This is a genomic window from Streptomyces sp. NPDC093568 (genome assembly GCF_044764945.1).
Lineage (GTDB): Bacteria > Actinomycetota > Actinomycetes > Streptomycetales > Streptomycetaceae > Streptomyces.
On sequence record NZ_JBIWJD010000001.1, the window covers coordinates 1730402 to 1746430 of the forward strand.

The 16029-nt window shown below is 72.1% G+C and carries 19 protein-coding genes and 2 pseudogenes; 11 read left to right on the plus strand and 10 right to left on the minus strand.

What is annotated here, in order from left to right:
* The first annotated feature begins 154 nt into the window (after positions 1-154).
* Positions 155-685, plus strand: coding sequence for a hypothetical protein (locus tag ACIRD7_RS06610; RefSeq protein WP_403450575.1), 531 nt, complete (start codon positions 155-157; stop codon positions 683-685).
* Positions 686-708: 23 nt separating this feature from the next.
* Here the strand turns inward: ACIRD7_RS06610 and ACIRD7_RS06615 are convergent, their stop codons facing one another.
* Entirely contained in the window at positions 709-1272 is a 564-nt protein-coding gene (locus ACIRD7_RS06615; RefSeq protein ID WP_403450578.1) for a hemerythrin domain-containing protein, read from the minus strand.
* Between the two features lie 132 nt (positions 1273-1404).
* On the opposite strand from ACIRD7_RS06615, the gene ACIRD7_RS06620 reads away from it, so the two are divergent.
* The gene (locus ACIRD7_RS06620) at positions 1405-2184 is read left to right on the plus strand and encodes an SDR family NAD(P)-dependent oxidoreductase (protein WP_403450580.1); all 780 of its coding nucleotides are present in this window, start codon (positions 1405-1407) and stop codon (positions 2182-2184) included.
* Positions 2185-2203: 19 nt separating this feature from the next.
* Here ACIRD7_RS06620 and ACIRD7_RS06625 read toward each other — a convergent pair whose 3' ends face one another.
* Complete coding sequence (locus tag ACIRD7_RS06625) at positions 2204-2776, minus strand: GNAT family N-acetyltransferase (RefSeq protein WP_403450582.1); 573 nt, start codon at positions 2774-2776, stop codon at positions 2204-2206.
* 76 nt (positions 2777-2852) lie between these two features.
* A complete protein-coding gene (locus tag ACIRD7_RS06630; protein WP_403450585.1) occupies positions 2853-3506 on the minus strand; it encodes a phosphoribosyltransferase in 654 nt (217 codons plus the stop codon).
* Between the two features lie 159 nt (positions 3507-3665).
* On the opposite strand from ACIRD7_RS06630, the gene ACIRD7_RS06635 reads away from it, so the two are divergent.
* From ACIRD7_RS06635 to ACIRD7_RS06645, 3 genes are all read left to right on the plus strand, one after another.
* Positions 3666-4556 (plus strand): SDR family oxidoreductase, encoded by an 891-nt coding sequence (locus tag ACIRD7_RS06635; RefSeq protein ID WP_403450587.1) that lies wholly within the window; start codon positions 3666-3668, stop codon positions 4554-4556.
* A 103-nt stretch (positions 4557-4659) separates the two neighbouring features.
* Positions 4660-4899, plus strand: coding sequence for a hypothetical protein (locus tag ACIRD7_RS06640; RefSeq protein WP_403450590.1), 240 nt, complete (start codon positions 4660-4662; stop codon positions 4897-4899).
* A gap of 228 nt (positions 4900-5127) precedes the next feature.
* Positions 5128-5769, plus strand: a complete 642-nt coding sequence (locus ACIRD7_RS06645; RefSeq protein ID WP_403450592.1) for a phosphoribosyltransferase — start codon at positions 5128-5130, stop codon at positions 5767-5769.
* Here the strand turns inward: ACIRD7_RS06645 and ACIRD7_RS06650 are convergent.
* Complete coding sequence (locus tag ACIRD7_RS06650; RefSeq protein ID WP_403450594.1) at positions 5690-6880, minus strand: CapA family protein; 1191 nt, start codon at positions 6878-6880, stop codon at positions 5690-5692. The genes ACIRD7_RS06645 and ACIRD7_RS06650 overlap by 80 nt on opposite strands.
* Positions 6881-6944: 64 nt before the next feature.
* Complete coding sequence (locus ACIRD7_RS06655) at positions 6945-7400, minus strand: archease (RefSeq protein WP_403450597.1); 456 nt, start codon at positions 7398-7400, stop codon at positions 6945-6947.
* Between the two features lie 99 nt (positions 7401-7499).
* Between ACIRD7_RS06655 and ACIRD7_RS06660 the strand changes: the two genes are divergently transcribed.
* The 3 genes and pseudogenes from ACIRD7_RS06660 to ACIRD7_RS06670 all read left to right on the plus strand — a co-directional run bounded on the left by ACIRD7_RS06660 (position 7500) and on the right by ACIRD7_RS06670 (position 10114).
* Positions 7500-7952, plus strand: coding sequence for a TIGR03668 family PPOX class F420-dependent oxidoreductase (locus ACIRD7_RS06660; RefSeq protein ID WP_403450600.1), 453 nt, complete (start codon positions 7500-7502; stop codon positions 7950-7952).
* Positions 7953-8104: 152 nt separating this feature from the next.
* Positions 8105-8755: pseudogene (locus ACIRD7_RS06665) on the plus strand (hypothetical protein).
* A gap of 30 nt (positions 8756-8785) precedes the next feature.
* Positions 8786-10114, plus strand: coding sequence for an enolase C-terminal domain-like protein (locus ACIRD7_RS06670; protein ID WP_403450603.1), 1329 nt, complete (start codon positions 8786-8788; stop codon positions 10112-10114).
* 15 nt (positions 10115-10129) lie between these two features.
* Here the strand turns inward: ACIRD7_RS06670 and ACIRD7_RS06675 are convergent, their stop codons facing one another.
* Positions 10130-10942: an amidohydrolase family protein gene (locus ACIRD7_RS06675; protein ID WP_403450605.1), complete on the minus strand. Its 813-nt coding sequence runs from the start codon at positions 10940-10942 to the stop codon at positions 10130-10132.
* Between the two features lie 134 nt (positions 10943-11076).
* Here ACIRD7_RS06675 and ACIRD7_RS06680 point away from each other — a divergent pair, with 134 nt between their 5' ends.
* From ACIRD7_RS06680 to ppk2, 3 genes and pseudogenes are all read left to right on the plus strand, one after another.
* Entirely contained in the window at positions 11077-11505 is a 429-nt protein-coding gene (locus tag ACIRD7_RS06680) for a MarR family winged helix-turn-helix transcriptional regulator (protein WP_403450608.1), read from the plus strand.
* Positions 11506-11551: 46 nt separating this feature from the next.
* Positions 11552-11656, plus strand: a pseudogene (locus ACIRD7_RS06685) (polyketide cyclase); the annotation flags it as partial.
* 85 nt (positions 11657-11741) lie between these two features.
* Entirely contained in the window at positions 11742-12635 is an 894-nt protein-coding gene (gene ppk2, locus ACIRD7_RS06690) for a polyphosphate kinase 2 (RefSeq protein ID WP_403450611.1), read from the plus strand.
* Positions 12636-12657: 22 nt separating this feature from the next.
* Here ppk2 and ACIRD7_RS06695 read toward each other — a convergent pair whose 3' ends face one another.
* The 4 genes from ACIRD7_RS06695 to ACIRD7_RS06710 all read right to left on the minus strand — a co-directional run bounded on the left by ACIRD7_RS06695 (position 12658) and on the right by ACIRD7_RS06710 (position 16019).
* Entirely contained in the window at positions 12658-13041 is a 384-nt protein-coding gene (locus ACIRD7_RS06695; protein WP_403450614.1) for a luciferase family protein, read from the minus strand.
* An 88-nt stretch (positions 13042-13129) separates the two neighbouring features.
* The gene (locus ACIRD7_RS06700; protein WP_403450617.1) at positions 13130-14032 is read right to left on the minus strand and encodes a YceI family protein; all 903 of its coding nucleotides are present in this window, start codon (positions 14030-14032) and stop codon (positions 13130-13132) included.
* Positions 14033-14082: 50 nt separating this feature from the next.
* A complete protein-coding gene (locus ACIRD7_RS06705) occupies positions 14083-15165 on the minus strand; it encodes a maleylacetate reductase (RefSeq protein ID WP_403450620.1) in 1083 nt (360 codons plus the stop codon).
* Positions 15162-16019, minus strand: a complete 858-nt coding sequence (locus tag ACIRD7_RS06710; RefSeq protein ID WP_403450622.1) for an intradiol ring-cleavage dioxygenase — start codon at positions 16017-16019, stop codon at positions 15162-15164. Before ACIRD7_RS06710 ends, ACIRD7_RS06705 begins: the two co-directional genes overlap by 4 nt.
* Between the last annotated feature and the right edge of the window lie 10 nt (positions 16020-16029).

The following is a 16029-nucleotide window of genomic DNA, read 5'->3' on the forward strand; positions in this document are numbered from 1 at the left end:
CACGCCGTTCACAAGGGCACAGGCATTTCCGCGGGCCGGGGGCACCGGCTACCGTTTGCTGAATTCCCGTACTCCTGCGGATCCCTGCTCCTGACGGATCCGGCCGGCGGCGCGGGAAGCCCGCCCCCTCGCCAGTACCTCGGACGGCCCGGCAGTGCTCGCAGATCTCTCCCCGCTCATCGCGGCGACCACCGAATGGCTCACGCGCTCCTACCCGGCGTGCGGTGGCGCCCTGGCCGCCGCCCTCGGCGAGGTGCAGGCCCGCCAGGCCGTCACGGCCGCGGCATGGCTGCGCTACCCGACGCCGACGGACGCCGCCCTGGTCCACCTGGCCGGCCCCGGCGGTTCGGCCGCGCTGGACTGGATCACCGGCGCCGACGCGAGCGCGCTCGCGGAGCCGGACGACGTCGCCTGGCGCACCTGGGTCGACGAGGTCGTGGCCAGCTGGGCCGCCTGCCTGCTCACCGACGGCGAGCTGGCCCGGCGCGCGGTCGCCGCGATCGCCGACGGCGGACACACCGCCGCCGCCCCGGTCGAGTTCCGGCGCCTGGTGTCACCCGACGCCGACGACCGCGAGGCGGCGGCACTGCTGCGCCACCCCGACCTCCTGGCCCCGGTGGCGGCACTGCACCGCACGGCACTGCACGAGCGGCTCGTGGACCCCGGCCCGGCGCTCATCGCCTGAGGCACCCGAGGGCCGGGGGCGGGTCAGTCCTTCTTGCCGCGTCCTGACAGCGCGTCGCGCAGCCGGTCGACCATTCCGGCACCGGGGGCCAGCAGCTTGTTGGCCGGCGGCTTGTCCGGGGCGGACGGGTGCGGGCGGGTCGGCGCCAGCTTCTTCGCCTGACGCACCTTGTCGCCCAGATCGTCGAGCGCGTCAGGCGGACAGGCCGCGCGCAGCGCCGGGAAGAGGGCACTCTCCTCGTCGGCGATGTGCGAGCGGACCTCCGCCATCAGCATGCCGATGAGCCGGTCGAAGTCGGGATCGCCGGCGTCGCACCCCTCCAGGTCCTTCATGATCCGTTCGGCCTTCGAGTGATCGTCGATCTCCCGGTCGGCGATGGCGTCCCCGCCCGCCACGTGCCGCCGCACGGCCGGGTACAGATAGGCCTCCTCGGCCACCGAGTGCCGCACCAGCTCCATCGTGACCTGGTCGGCGTACAGCTTGCGGTCCTTGTGACCGGGCGTGAGCCCCTCGATCCGGCCGAAGAGCTCCTCGACCTCGCGGTGATCGGTCACGAGTTCGTCGATGACGTTCCCGCCATGACCCATGTTCTCCACCTCCTGCCTCCGGCGGCGGCCCGGACGGGCACACCGTGCGCATCGAGTGCCCGCCGTCGGCAGGCTCACACGACGCCGCCCCGGGCATCCGCGCCGTCACAGGGCAGGCCCTAGGGTGCGGACATGACATCGCAGGCGTATCTCTCCGAACTGTTCTCCCTGGAAGGCCGTGTCGCCGTCGTCACCGGCGGCAGTTCCGGCATCGGCCGGGCCGTCGCCGAGGCCCTCGCCCGCGCGGGGGCCGGTGTCGTGATCGTCGCGCGCAGGAAGGCCGAGCTGGCCGCGACCGTCGGCGAGCTGGAGGCGCGGGGCTGCCGGGCGGCCTGGGTGAGCGGGGACCTGAGCACGCGCGACGGTGTGCGCGCGGCGGCCGAGGAGGCGGTCGAGGCGTTCGGTGAGCCCGACATCCTCGTCAACTGCGCCGGGATCAATCTGCGGCCGCCGATGGGGGAGCTGGGCGAGGACGTGTGGGACACCACGATGGCCGTGAACCTGGACGCGCCCTACCTTCTCGGGCAGCGGTTCGGGCCCGGCATGGCGGAGCGCGGCTTCGGGCGGATCATCCACGTCACCTCGCAGCAGGCGCACCGGGCGTTCGTCCACAGCGGCGCCTACGGCGTCTCCAAGGGGGCGCTGGAATCGCTGGCCCGCTCCCAGGCGGAGGCCTGGTCGCCGTACGGCGTCACCTGCAACACGCTGGTGCCCGGATTCGTCATGACGCCCCTCAACGAACGCCTGTCCTCCGACCCGGAGAAGGTCGCGGCGCTCGCCGCGCGCACCATGATCGGGCGTAACGGCCTGGCGGAGGACTTCGCCGGCGCGGCGGTGTTCCTCGCGAGCCGTGCCTCCGCGTACGTCACCGGACAGTCGATCTTCGTCGACGGAGGTTTCTCCGTGCACTGAGTCTGCGCTGACCGGCCCCTCAGCGCAGGTCGAGCCGCATCAGCACGCGCGGATGACCGGACAGCACGGACGTCGTGTCGGCGGCATGGACGAACCCGGCGCGCTCGAAGTTCTTGCGCAGCCCCGCGTACGCCATCGTCAGGTCGACCCGGGCGTCGCCGTTGTCCAGCGGGTAAGCCTCGATCACCGGAGCGCCCCGGTCGCGGGCGAACTCGACGGCTCCGGCGATGAGGGCGTGGGTGATGCCCTGCTTGCGGTGGCCGGGCCGGACGCGGATGCACCACAGCGACCAGACCGGCAGGTCGTCGACGTGCGGGATCTTGCGGTTGCGGGCGAAGGAGGTGGCCGAGCGCGGGGCCACGGCGGCCCAGCCGACCGGTTCGTCGCCGTCGTAGGCCAGCACCCCGGGTGGCGGGTCGGCGCGGCACAGCTCGGCGACGTACTCACCGCGGGCCGGCCCGCGCAGCTCGTTGTTCAGCTTCGACGGGATGCGGTAGCTCAGGCACCAACAGACGGTCGCCGTCGGCGACTTCGGACCGACGACCGCACGGACGTCCTCGAAGACGGACGCCGGGCGGACTTCTATGACCATGGCACCACCCTGCCACGGCGACGGCCCGGGCGCGGGTGACTTCGGATCTTCCCCGGTACCGGCCGGCCGCCCGGCCTCACGCCGTCGCGTGGAACACGCGCAGACTGTCCGCCACTTGTTCGTCGGAGACCCGGGCGTAGTCCTCATACCACTCGCCGGCCACATGCAGGCCCGGCGGCTGTTCGAGGCAGATCAGGTCGTCGCACTCGGAGCGCATGGCGGCGACCGTCCGCGGGCTGCCGACCGGGACCGCCAGGATCAGCCGCGACGGGCCGTGCCGGCGTAGGAAGCGCAGGGCGGCCGTGGCGGTCAGGCCGGTGGTCAGCGCGTCGTCGACGAGGAGGACCGTGCGGCCGTCCACGGAGGGCGGCGGACGGCGGCCCCGGTAGAGGTATTCGAGCCGGTGCAGCTCGTTGCGCCGGCTCACCACGACGTCACCCAGCCGGTCCTCGGACAGGTGCATCATCGCCAGGCTCTGCCGGTCGTACAGCGGCGGGTCGTCGGCGACGACGGCGCCGATCGGCGTCTGGGGCCGGATCGGGGTGCTGACCTCGCCGGCGACCAGCACATCCAGCGGGGCATGCAGAGCACGGCCGATCTCGCAGGCCACCGGCACGCCGCCGGGTGGCAGCGCAAGGACGAGCACATTGATCAGGTCGCCGGAGTGGGCCCATTCGACCAGCCGCAGTCCGAGTTCCTGTCCGGCGTGGGTACGGTCGCGGAACGGCACGGCACTCCTCCCTCGCACTCGGGGCAGCCGCCGAGTGCCCGGCGCGAGCGGCCGCGAAACGACAGGGAGCCCGGGCCCCGGGTGACCGACGCGGCTTTGGACCTCGGCGAGGCGGGAACTCGGGCAGCGTCCGCCCCCCCACAGACCCAGGAGGCCGTCGTGACCGACGAACAGCAAGCCGGCGAGAACCCGGTCACCCGGCATCCGCGGCCCGAGTTCCCCGCGCAGGACCAGCCCCACCCGGGCTGGACCGGGCCGATGGACCCGCCGCCCGACCATGGTGAGGAGAGCTACCGCGGTACCGGCCGGCTGGAGGGACGCGCGACCGTCATCACCGGGGGCGACTCCGGCATCGGCCGGGCGGTGGCCCTCGCCTACGCCCGCGAGGGCGCCGACGTGCTCTTCACCCACCTCCCGGAGGAGGCGGACGAGGCACGTGAGACGTCCCGGCTGGTCGAGGACGCCGGCCGCAAGGCGGTCGCCGTCGCCTGCGACATCCGGGACGAGGACAACTGCCGGGACCTGATCGAGCGCGCGGTCGGTGAGTTCGGGCGCATCGACGTGCTGGTCAACAACGCCGCCTTCCAGATGTCCCAGCCGGACGGCATCGAGGCGATCACGACCGAGCAGTTCGACCGGGTCATGCGCACCAACCTCTACGGCATGTTCTGGCTGACGAAGTTCGCCCTGCCGCACATCCCCGAGGGCGACAGCGTCATCAACTCCACGTCGGTGCAGGCCTACAAGCCCAGCCCGCATCTGCTGGACTACGCGATGACCAAGGGCGCGATCGTGACGTTCACCCAGGGACTCGCCCAGATGCTGGCCGGCCGCGGCATCCGCGTCAACGCGGTCGCGCCCGGCCCGGTGTGGACCCCGCTGATCCCGGCGACGATGCCCGACACGGTCGAGTTCGGCAAACAGAGCCCCCTTGGCCGCCCGGCGCAACCGGCCGAGCTGGCCCCCGCGTACGTCTATCTGGCCTCCCAGGAAGCGGGCTTCATCACCGCGGAGATCCTGAACGCCACGGGCGGGACACCGCTGCCGTAGCCCCGGGGAGCCACCTGAGCGCAGACGACCCATTTCGGTGACGATTCAACCGTGACCGGTACGCCGGGCTGCGTTCCCGCCACTCAGAGCGCATGGTGGTGGCATGAGCACGCGTCCCCCCGTGGTGGTGTCCCCGCCGGAGTCGGACGGCGGGCGTCAGGTGACGATCCGTGGCGAGCCGACGGGCACCGCGTACAGCCTGTTCGACGTCATGGACCTGGTGCACCGCGCGGGCCTGCCCGGCGAGGACCGGGCCGTCGACGACCCCGAGCTGATCGAGTGGCTCGGCGGCGGGCCGTACGACTGGAACGCCGCGAGTACGTCGGACACGGCGGACGAATGACGGCGAGTGCCACCCTGGCACCTCCGAGGTTCCCGTCGAAGAGCCGCTGACCTTGACTGAAGTCGGCAGAACGGCGAGTCGTCGGGTCTGCGCCATCTACGGCTCCGGCGTGGGCAGCGTCGGGTGGTCCATCCAGTGACCTCGGGCCACCACCGGCAAGGGCAGAGTCCGGCGGGGTGTCCGGCACCGGCCGGAGGGGTACGCGGCGACGGACGGAAGGGGAGACCCATGCAGTTCCGTGACCGCACCGAGGCCGGGCGGGAGCTGGCCGAGCAACTGCGCCTCCGGCAGGACAAGGGACTCCTTCCGCAGCCCGTCGTCCTCGCACTGCCGCGTGGCGGTGTCGCGGTCGCCCAGGAGATCGCCCGGGTGCTGCAGGCCCCACTGGACGTGCTGGTCGTACGCAAGATCGGGGCGCCCTTCCACGAGGAGTTCGGGGTCGGAGCGCTCGCGGGCGACGGGCCCCCGCTCTACGACGGGCCCACGCTGGACCGGCTGGGGCTCAGCGAGGCCGACCTGGCGCCGACCGTGGAGCGGGAGCGCGCGGAGCTGCGGCGGCGCGAGGAGCGCTATCGGCAGGGCCGGCCGGCGCCCGAGCTGCGCGGCCATGCCGCGATCGTCGTCGACGACGGTGTCGCGACCGGCTCCACGGCACGCGTCGCCCTGCGTGCCGTACGCCGTCAGCGACCCGAGCACCTGGTCCTCGCCGTCCCCGTCTGCGCTCCGGAAGCGGCCGAGGAGCTGCGCCGGCAGGTCGACGAGTTCGTCTGTCTGCACGAGCCGCGGCTGTTCAGCTCGGTCGGTGAGTGGTACGACGACTTCCGTCAGCTGACGGACGCCGATGTGCTGGCGGCGCTGCGCGGCGACTGACGGCCGACCGCCCGCTCAGCACCAGGGCGCCGTCCCGGTCCAGGGTGACGTGGACGTCGTAGCCGATGCGGTCGAGGGTCGTCTGCAGCCAGCCGCGGTCCTTCGCCGGCGCCGGTTCCAGCCGCATACGGCGGGCCAGCAGGGGTTCCATGCGCAGGCCGGTGAGCGCGCCCGTGTCGGCCGCCAGCGTGACGAAATAGGCGATGCGCAGGTCGTCGCGGTACTCCTCGAACCCCGGGATGCCCTCGTAGTCGTCGATGAAGTCGCCGCAGCCGTGCAGGATCAGCCGGTCCCGGTAGACCTCGGCGGCACGCGGATGGTGCGAGGAGTGGCCGTGCACGACGTCGGCGCCGCCGTCCACCAGGGCGTGCCCGAAGCGGCGCTGCTCGCGCGGGACTATGTAGCCCCAGTTCGACCCCCAGTGCACGGACACGACCACGAGGTCGCCGGGCCGCTTCACCCGCCGTATGCGCCGCACCGCGGCGGCGGCCGTGGCGGGCGTCAGCTCGGGCACGTGGGCGACACCGGGCCGCTCCGCGGTCGCCGCCCAGCCGGCCGGGACGCCGCTGTCGGCGGCGCCCAGGGCGAAGACCAGCACCCGGCCGCCGTGGGGGAGCGGCAGCGCCACCGGCGTGTACGCCTCCTCGGCGGTCCGCCCGGCGCCGGCCGTCCGCAGGCCCGCGCCGTGCAGGACGTCCAGCGTCTCCCGCAGGCCGGAGAGGCCGAAGTCCCGCACATGATTGTTGGCCAGCACGCAGACGTCGGGGCGGGCGACCGTGAGCGCGGGCAGGTTGGCCGGGTGCATGCGGTAGTGGACCGCCTTGCCGGGCTCGAAGGCGTCACTGCGCGTCACGGACGTCTCCAGGTTGACGATCCGGACGTCGGGCGCGTTCGCCTCCAGCAGCCGCAGCGCCTCGCCCCAGGGCCAGGACGGGTCGACCGGCGCCGGGATCGGGCCGTTCACCGACTCCGCCATGCGCACGTACGCGCGGGCGTCCGTGACGTACCCCTCGCGCAGCGCCGGGTCGCCGGGCCGGGCCAGGATCTGGTCGACGCCGCGTCCGAGCATCACGTCACCGCAGACGAACAGCGTCACCGTGCCGCCGCTCATGCCTCCACGGTACGAGCATGGGCCGGGACGGGGGAACGCCCGCCGAGGCGCTCCGCCCCGCTCCTCACACGTCCACGGTCACCGCGCACGACCAGCCGTAGGGGCCCGGCCCGATGGTCACCCCGTGCCAGGAGACGTCCTCCGCGGTGGCGCCGGTGACCCGCACGTCCGCCAGGTCGGCGAGGGCGAGCCGTACGTCCAGATCGCCCTCCGTGACGTCCGCCTCCAGGTCGACCGCCACTCGGCCGTCCACGTCGAGGCGCTCGACGACCTCGTCGAGGAGGGCGGTCAGCAGCCCCTCGTCGCTGTCCTGGGCCAGCCGGATCCGCTCCACCGACGTCGGCCGCACCGCGGTGACGTCGGCGAAGCACTCCACCATGCCGAGGGCCGCCTCCACCAGACAGCGCTCCCGGCTCACTCCCCACGCCTCGATCCGCACGTCGTCCGGGTGCGGAACCGCCCGATGGCCGCTCTCACCGCGCCGCCGCGCCTGGATGTCGTCGTCCGTGTCACCGACCATCGGCACCACCTGATCCACCGAGCCGTCCGTTAGGAGTGCTACACGGATAGGGGTACCCGAGACGGAGCACCGCGTACCGCCGGGAACGAGGGAGCCGACATGCCGGACATGGAGCACGACGAGGCGCGGGAGCGGTTCGCCAAGGCGTCCGTCGCACGGCTGGCGACGGTCGACCCCGAGGGCCGCCCGCATCTGGTGCCGGTCGTCTTCGCGGCGCGCGGCGACGAGGTCGTCACCGCCGTGGACGGCAAGCCGAAGCGGTCGCAGCGGCTGAAGCGGCTGCACAACATGGAGGTGCGCCCCGCGGTCTGCCTGCTGGTGGACGAGTACGACGCCGACTGGGACCGGCTGTGGTGGGTCAGGGCGGACGGCGGCGCACGCGTCCTGCCGCCCGACGCGCCCGACGAGGCGACACGGGACGAGTACACCGACGCCGTCGAACTGCTGCGGCAGAAGTACGCGCAGTACCGGCAGGAGCCTCCGACCGGGCCGGTGACCGTGATCACCGTCCTGCACTGGAGCGGCTGGCGGGCGGCGCCCGGGCCCGGCTGAACGCACGGCCGCGGTAATCCACGGGCGCAGACCCATTGACCTTGACCATCCACGAACATAATCTCCGTCCTCATATGTAGACGTCATCTTCATGTGAGGACCCCATTCAGTGGGGTGAACGTGGCGGCCGGCGTTCAAAGGAGAGCTGAGACATGCCGCTCGTGGTGCTCGGGATCAGCGCCCTGGTCCTGCTCGTCCTGATGACCAAGCTCAAACTGAACGGCTTCGCCGCGCTGCTGCTGGAGCATGGCCGGCGGACTCCTGGAGGTGTGCGGGCCCCGCTGGGTCCAGGTCGCCATGGTGCTGACCGCCATGCTCATCGGACTCACCCTGTTCTACGGCCTGTTCATCGCCGTCCCGGTCGGCGCGTTCATCGCGCTGCTGTGGCCGCGCCTGCCGTTCGTCCGGGCGATGAACCCGGCCGAGGGCGGGATATCCGACTGCATCAAGGACGCGCCGACGGCTGGTCCATCTCCCCGATCATCCTGGCCTGGCTGATCGCCGCCATCCTGCGCGTCGCCCTCGGCTCCGCGACCGTCGCCGTCGTCACCGCCTCCGGCGTGGCGCTGCCCCTGCTCGCGGGCAGCGGCATCCACCGCGAGGTCATGGTGCTCGCCGTCTCCTGCGGCTCGATCGCCTTTTCCCACGTCAACGACCCGGGCTTCTGGATGTTCAAGGAGTACTTCAACCTGTCCGTCCTCGACGCCATCAAGGCGCGCACCACCTACACGACGGTGCTCGCGATCCTCGGACTCGGTGGCGTACTGGTCCTGGAACAGGTCCTCGACGCCTTCAGCATCTGACCCCCCTCACGAGAACGGCATCCGCCAGCCATGAGTCAGCCCGTCATCACCCGCCTCTCCGTCTATCCGGTCGCCGGCCGGGACTCGATGCTCCTCAACCTCTCCGGAGCCCACGCCCCGTACTTCACCCGCAACGTCGTCGTCCTGGAGGACTCGGAGGGCCGAACGGGGCTCGGAGAGGTGCCCGGCGGGGAGAAGATCACGCGGACCCTGCGGGACGCCGCGCCCCTGGTCGTCGGCGCCCGCGTCGGCGACTACAAGAACGTCCTGCGGGCGATCGGGTCCACGTTCGCCGACCGTGACGCGGGCGGGCGCGGCGCGCAGACCTTCGACCTGCGTACGGCGGTCCACGCCGTCACCGCCGTCGAGTCCGCCCTCCTCGACCTGCTCGGACAGCACCTGGAGGTCCCGGTCGCCGCCCTGCTGGGCGACGGCAAGCAGCGCGACTCCGTACGTGTCCTCGGCTACCTCTTCTACGTCGGCGACCCGGACCGCACCGACTTGGACTACGTCCGCGAACCCGACGCCGACGTCGAGTGGTACCGCGTCCGGCACCAGGAGGCACTGACCCCCGAGGCGATCGTCCGGCAGGCCGAGGCCACCTACGACCACTACGGCTTCCGCGACTTCAAGCTCAAGGGCGGTGTCCTGGCCGGAGCGGAGGAGGTCGAGGCCGTCACCGCGCTCAAGGAACGCTTCCCCGACGCCCGGATCACCCTCGACCCCAACGGAGCCTGGTCCCTGCGGGAGGCCGTCGAACTGTGCCGCCCGCTCCTCGGCACCCTCGCCTACGCCGAGGACCCCTGCGGGGCGGAGGGCGGCTACTCGGGCCGGGAGATCCTCGCGGAGTTCCGCCGGGCCACCGGCCTGCCCACGGCCACCAACATGATCGCCACCGACTGGCGCCAGCTGACCCATGCCCTGGCCCTGCAGTCGGTGTCCATCCCGCTCGCCGACCCGCACTTCTGGACCATGCAGGGCTCGGTCCGGGTCGCCCAGCTGTGCAACGCCATGGGGCTGACCTGGGGCTGCCACTCCAACAACCACTTCGACATCTCCCTGGCGATGATGGCCCACTGCGGAGCCGCCGCCCCCGGCGAGTACAACGCCCTCGACACGCACTGGATCTGGCAGGAGGGGCTGGAGCGGCTCACGGTGGCGCCGCCGGTGGTCAACGGCGGCGAGGTCGCCGTACCGGACACCCCGGGGCTGGGAGTCGATCTCGACATGGACCGGCTCCTCGCCGCCCACGAGCTCTACCGGGAGAAGGCGCTCTCGGGCCGGGACGACGCCGTCGGCATGCGGTATCTGATCGAGGGCTGGACCTTCGACGCGAAGCGGCCCTGCCTCGTGCGCTGAGAGCCGCGAGCGGGATCAGAGGGCGAAGACGCGGCGGGCGTTGCCGTGCAGGAACAGCTCCCGCGTCTCCTCGTCCAGCCCCAGGGCGTCCAGGTGATCCAGGGCCCGAGCAGGCGTGATCATCGGGTAGTTGGAGCCGAACAGGACCTTGTGCCGGCCCCGGCCGCGCAGATACTCCACCAGCTCCGGCGGATAGCGGCGGACGGTATAGGCGCTGGTGTCGATGAAGACGTTCTCGTGCTTGTCGGCGACCGCGATCATCTCCCCCGTCCACGGATAGCCGATGTGCCCGCACACGATCGTCAGCTCGGGGAAGTCCAGCGCGACCTGGTCGACGTACGGGATGGGCCGCCCGGTCTCCGACGGCCGCAGCGGGCCGGTGTGGCCGACCTGAGTGCAGAACGGCACGCCGAGGTCCACACAGGCCGCGTACAGCGGGTAGTACAGCCGGTCGGTGGGCGGCAGCCCCCACAGCCACGGCACGATCCGCAGCGCCACGAAGCCCAACTCCCCGACGGCCCGGCGCAGTTCCCGCACCGCCGCCATCGGCCGCGCGAGATCGACGCCCGCCACGCCGCGCAGCCGCCCGCCGGACGCGTCGACGAAGGCGGCCACCTCGTCGTTGTCGATCAGCGCGCCCTGCGGCCCGTACCAGGCCGACGCGAGGCCGATCTCCACGTCCCCCGCGTCCAGCGCCGCCACGGTGACCTCGACGGGCAAGGGCTTCTCGAGCCGCTCCATGCCGGTCCAGCGGCGCAGGGACGCGAACATCTCGTGGTTGGCGTGGCGTGGCGTCGGGTGCTGCAGCCAGGCGTCGATGACGGGCATGGGCTCGGCCTCTTTCGATGGTCACCAAGGCTCAATTCACCAAGCCTCGCTCCACCAGGGTTCACTTCACCAAGGTTCACTTCACTAGTGAAGTGAGCATGGCGCCGACTCCCGGGGTCTGTCAACATCGGTCCATGCCCGAGCCCGACCAGCGTCTGTACTTCCTGCTCCAGCGCGCCGCGCACCAGCTGCGCACCGCCTCCGACCGGCGCCTGCTGGCCACCGCCGGGATCACCACGGCCCAGCTCGGCGCGCTGTACGCGATCCGCGACCAGCCGGGCCTCACCCAGCAAGGGCTGGCGCACGCCCTCGGGCTGCGCGAGTCCGCCGTGACCGGGCTGGTCGGCCGGCTCACCGCGGCCGGTCTGGTGGTGAGGCGGGCGCACCCGCGGGAACACCGGGCGGTGGTACTGGAGTTGACCGGTGATGGCACCTCCGCGCTCGATGCGGCTCAGCCGGAGGTCGACCGGTTCAACGCCGAGGCGCGGGAGCTGCTCGGCGAGGACGGGTTCACCCGGACCGCGGCCGCCATGCGCGCCCTGGCCCACAGGGAGTCCGCCTGAGGCACGTCCGGCTGCCGGGCAGTACCCACGTCGCTTATCGTGAGCCCTGATCGTGCACGAGGGGCTCCCCGACGCCGTGCCCGCCGCGGACAACGAGACGGGCACCCGGATGGCGCTGGACAACCTCGCCCGGCTCGTCGAGTCCGCCTGACGCCACCCACAACTGACCCGGCGGTTACCTGATCTTCGCCTGGGGTTCGCCGCGCGTATGAAAGCGCTCGCTTCGATGCGGAAGTATGGACACCGAACTGCTGTCAGGGCTGCGCGTCGACTACACCGACCAGGACGACCCCGTACTGATCAGGCCGGACGGCAGCCCGGTGGACACCTGGCGCGAGAACTATCCGTACGAGCAGCGCATGGAGCGCCCCGAGTACGAGTGGCACAAGCGGCTCCAGCAGATCGAACTGCTGAAGCTCCAGGGCTGGGTCAAGGAGACCGGCCGCCGGCTCGTCGTCCTCTTCGAGGGACGGGACGCGGCCGGCAAGGGCGGCACCATCAAGCGGTTCACCGAGCACCTCAACCCGCGCGGCGCCCGCGTGGTGGCGCTGGAGAAGCCGACCGAGCGCGAGCGCGGCCAGTGGTACTTCCAGCGGTACGTCGAGCACCTGCCGACGGCCGGCGAGATCGTGCTGTTCGACCGCTCCTGGTACAACCGGGCCGGCGTGGAGCGCGTGATGGGCTTCTGCACCGACGACGAGTACCGGCGCTTCATGCGGCAGGCCCCGGCCTTCGAGCGGATGCTGGTGGACGACGGGGTGGACCTGATCAAGTTCTGGTTCTCGGTGTCCCAGGGCGAGCAGCGCACCCGGTTCACCATCCGCCAGGTCGACCCCGTACGGCAGTGGAAGCTCAGCCCCATGGACCTCGCCTCGCTGGACCGCTGGGAGGACTACACCGCCGCCAAGGTCGCGATGTTCCGGGAGACGGACACCGAGCACGCCCCCTGGACCGTGGTGAAGAGCAACGACAAGAAGCGGGCCCGCGTCGAGGCCATGCGCAGCGTGCTCGCCCGCTTCGACTACGACAACAAGGACGACGAGGTCGTCGGTACGGCCGACCCGCGCATCGTCGGCGCCGCCGCCGGCCTGTTGGAGGCGGGCGAGGACGACTCGGAGCACCGGAGCTGACCGCAGCCCCCTGCGCCGTTGCCTAGCCGCGGGGCAGCACCGTGACGCGGCGGAAGTTGCACTCGCCCCCTGCCGGGTGCCCGGCAGGGGAGGGATGGTTCTGGTGCGCCTTGAGGGCGGCGCTGACCAGGCTCATCAGCAGGTCGACGTCCGTGTCGCAGTCGAGATGGACGGTCACCCAGCCCGAGCCGGGGACCAGCCGGATCGCGGTCGACCCCTGAAGATCGTCATGGAAGCGCCCGATGGCCTGGACCGTCAGATGCAGGTCCACGTCCCGCTCGGAGTGGAAGTGCACGATCTCGCTGTGGACGGAGCGCAGGGCCCGCCCCGCGCCACAACTGGCCTGCCCCGAGCTGAGATCGGGCCAGGCCTGCAGTTGTTCCATGGCGCGTTGGGCCAGTGTCATGCGTCCATAGTCACTCGATCACCGCGTCGCAACCAGAGGTTGAGCGATTCGTAACCGGGGCGTGAGGAACCTCTCAGCCATTTCGCGCCTATTCGGGAGGCGTCGGGGTGTCGTGGGTCCGGTACATGGCCTGTACGTCCAGCTCCAGCTGCACCGTCGGCCCGACCACCGCGATTCCGCGGGCCAGCATGCTGCGCCAGTTCAGGGTGAAGTCCTCCCGGTGCAGCTCGGCCTTGGCCAGCGCCGCGCACCGCAGCTCCTCGCCGTAGCCGCCGTTGACCGACCCCAGGTAGGTGGTGTCCAGCTCCACCGAGCGGCTCACGCCGTGCATGGTCAGCGAGCCGTGCAGCGTCCATTTGGCGCCGCCCCGGTAGGCGAACCGCGTGCTCGCGAAGTCGATGTACGGGTAGCGCTGCACGTCCAGAAAGTCGGCCGAACGCAGATGGTTGTCCCGGGTGGTGTTGCCCGTCGTGATGCTGGCCGCTTCGATGCGCACGGACACCTGGGAGTCGGCCATGTCGGGGGCCACCCGGATCCCGCCGGTGAACCGCTCGAAACGGCCGTGGACATGGGCCATGCCGACGTGCTTGGCGATGAACCGGATCGCCGTGTGCGGCGGGTCGAACAGCCAGGTGCCGGGCGCCGGCAGTTCCAGCTGCCGGGCCGACGTCAGCTGGACCCGGACGGGCGGCTGCGCGGGACCGGCGACCATGTCCAGGGTCTCGCGGTGCGGAGTCAGGCCCTCGGCCGTGATCATGAGGCTGTAGCGGCCCGGGGGCAGGGTCGCGAAGAACAGGCCGTAGGGGTCCGTCGTACCGGACGCCACGACCTCGTGCGAGTCGAGCGCGGTCACGGTCACGTCGGCGCCGCGCATCGGCAGCGCCATCGGGTCCACGACCTCACGGCCCAGGACGCCCGCTCCGGGCGGCACGGGCAACGGGACACCCGGAGCTCCTCGGGAGCGTCGACTCCTGAGCAGACCGAGGGGCATGCTGATCACCTTTTCTTCCGGCGTGGGGGGGGATGTGTGCGTGGGGGGTGTCAGTGGGCGGCCGCGGAGGGCGGTGCGCCCTCGTACGCGGCCCGCAGCAGGGTCAGTACGCCGTCGGCCGTGACCGGGCGCGGGTTGGCGTACGCCTGGCCCGCGGTCTGCGCGGCGGCTGTCTCCAGGTCGGCCTCGGTGAGGCCCAGTTCGGCGAGCGAGCGGGGTGCGCCGAGGCGTCCCGCCAGCTCCCACAGGGCCGTCGGCGCGTCGGCCGCGTCCAGGGCGCGGGCCACGGCGGCGGTGGCGCCGGGTGCGGCGGAGGCGTTGTGCGCCAGCACGTACGGCAGCACGACGGTGTGCGTCTCGGCGTGCGGCAACGAGAAGGTGCCGCCGAGGACATGGCAGAGCTTGTGGTGCAGGCCCATGGTGGTGGCGCCAAGGCAGGACCCGCACAGCCAGGCTCCGTACAGGGCACGTGCGCGGGCCTGCGACGACGCCGGCTCCTCGGCCACGGCCGGCAGCGCCCGAGCCATCGCCCGGACGCCCTCCTCGGCCATCAGCGCGACCAGGGGCGAGCTGTCGGGGGCGTACAGGGCCTCCACGGCGTGCGCGATCGCGTTGACGCCGCTGGTCACCGAGAGCGGTACCGGCAGCGAGAGGGTGAGCTCGGGGTCGTAGACCACGCTGCGGGGCAGCACCTTCGCATCGCGCCCCGTGCGCTTGGCACCGTGCTCGGTCAGGCCCCACACCGGAGTCATCTCCGAGCCGGAGTACGTGGAGGGCACCGCGACCAGCGGCAGGCCGGTGCGCAGGGCGATGGCCTTGCCCAGCCCGATCGACGAGCCGCCGCCCACCGCCACGCACCCGTCGGCGCCCGCCGCCCGAGCCACCCGCACGGCGGCGTCGGCGACCTCGACGGGGACATGCATGCGGGCCCCGTCATGCACCCCTGCGCACGCCGGGCCGAGCGCGTCGGCGACCGCACGCGCGGTGTCCGCGCCCCGTGCCCCGCACACCACGAGCACCCGCCGCAGCCCCAGCCGCTCCACCTCGCCCGGTGTCGCGGACACCGCCGCCCCGGGCCGGAAGACGACCCGCACGGGGCGGCTCTCGTAGGAGAAGTCGAAGGCGTCCGTCACGACCGCTCCAGCACGAGGTCGAAGCGGGCGTGCCGGAAGGGGTTGGCGACTCCGAACTCCCGGGCGGACGACGGGTCGTCGGTGGCCGCGAAGTCCTGCACCAGGCTCGGCTTGACCGCGAACACCGCGTCGGAGTCCAGGTAGTCGCTGCCCGCCACGAAGATGTGCGTGGTCACCGGGGTGTGGCCGGGGGCCGACGCGATGAAGTGGATGTGGGCCGGGCGGAAGGGGTGCCGGGCGGTGGCGCGCAGCAGGTCACCGACGGGGCCGTCCGTCGGGATCGGGTAGGGGCTGGGCACGCAGGTACGGAACCAGAAACGCCCCTCGGCGTCGGCGGTGAACAGGCCCCGTCCGTTGCCGGGCGGCTGCGCGTCCGGCCGCTGTACGTCGTAGAAGCCGTTCCCGTCGGCCTGCCACACGTCGATCACCGCGCCCGGCAGCGGGTGGCCGTCACGGGACAGGACCCGGCCGCTGACCACGCACGGCTCACCGTCCCCGACCAGGTCGATGTTCGCGCCGAGGGCCCGCACCGGCGACTCGGTCATGTGGAACGGCCCCAGCACCGTCGACTCGGTGGCCCCCGGACCCTGACGCTCGTTGATGGTCTCGAGGAGCATCGACAGGCCGAGCACGTCCGACAGCAGGATGAACTCCTGGCGGGTGTCCGTGCACATCTGCCCGGTCGCCGTCAGGAACCCGATCGCGCGTTCCCACTCCTGCTGCGTCAGCCGGGTCTCGCGCGCGAAGGCGTGCAGATGCCGGATCAGGCCGGTCAGCAGCTCCCGCAGACGTGGATCGGCCGCCCCGTGGAGACTGGCGACGGCCTCGTCCGTGACCGTCGTGTCGCCGCTCATGTCGGCTCCC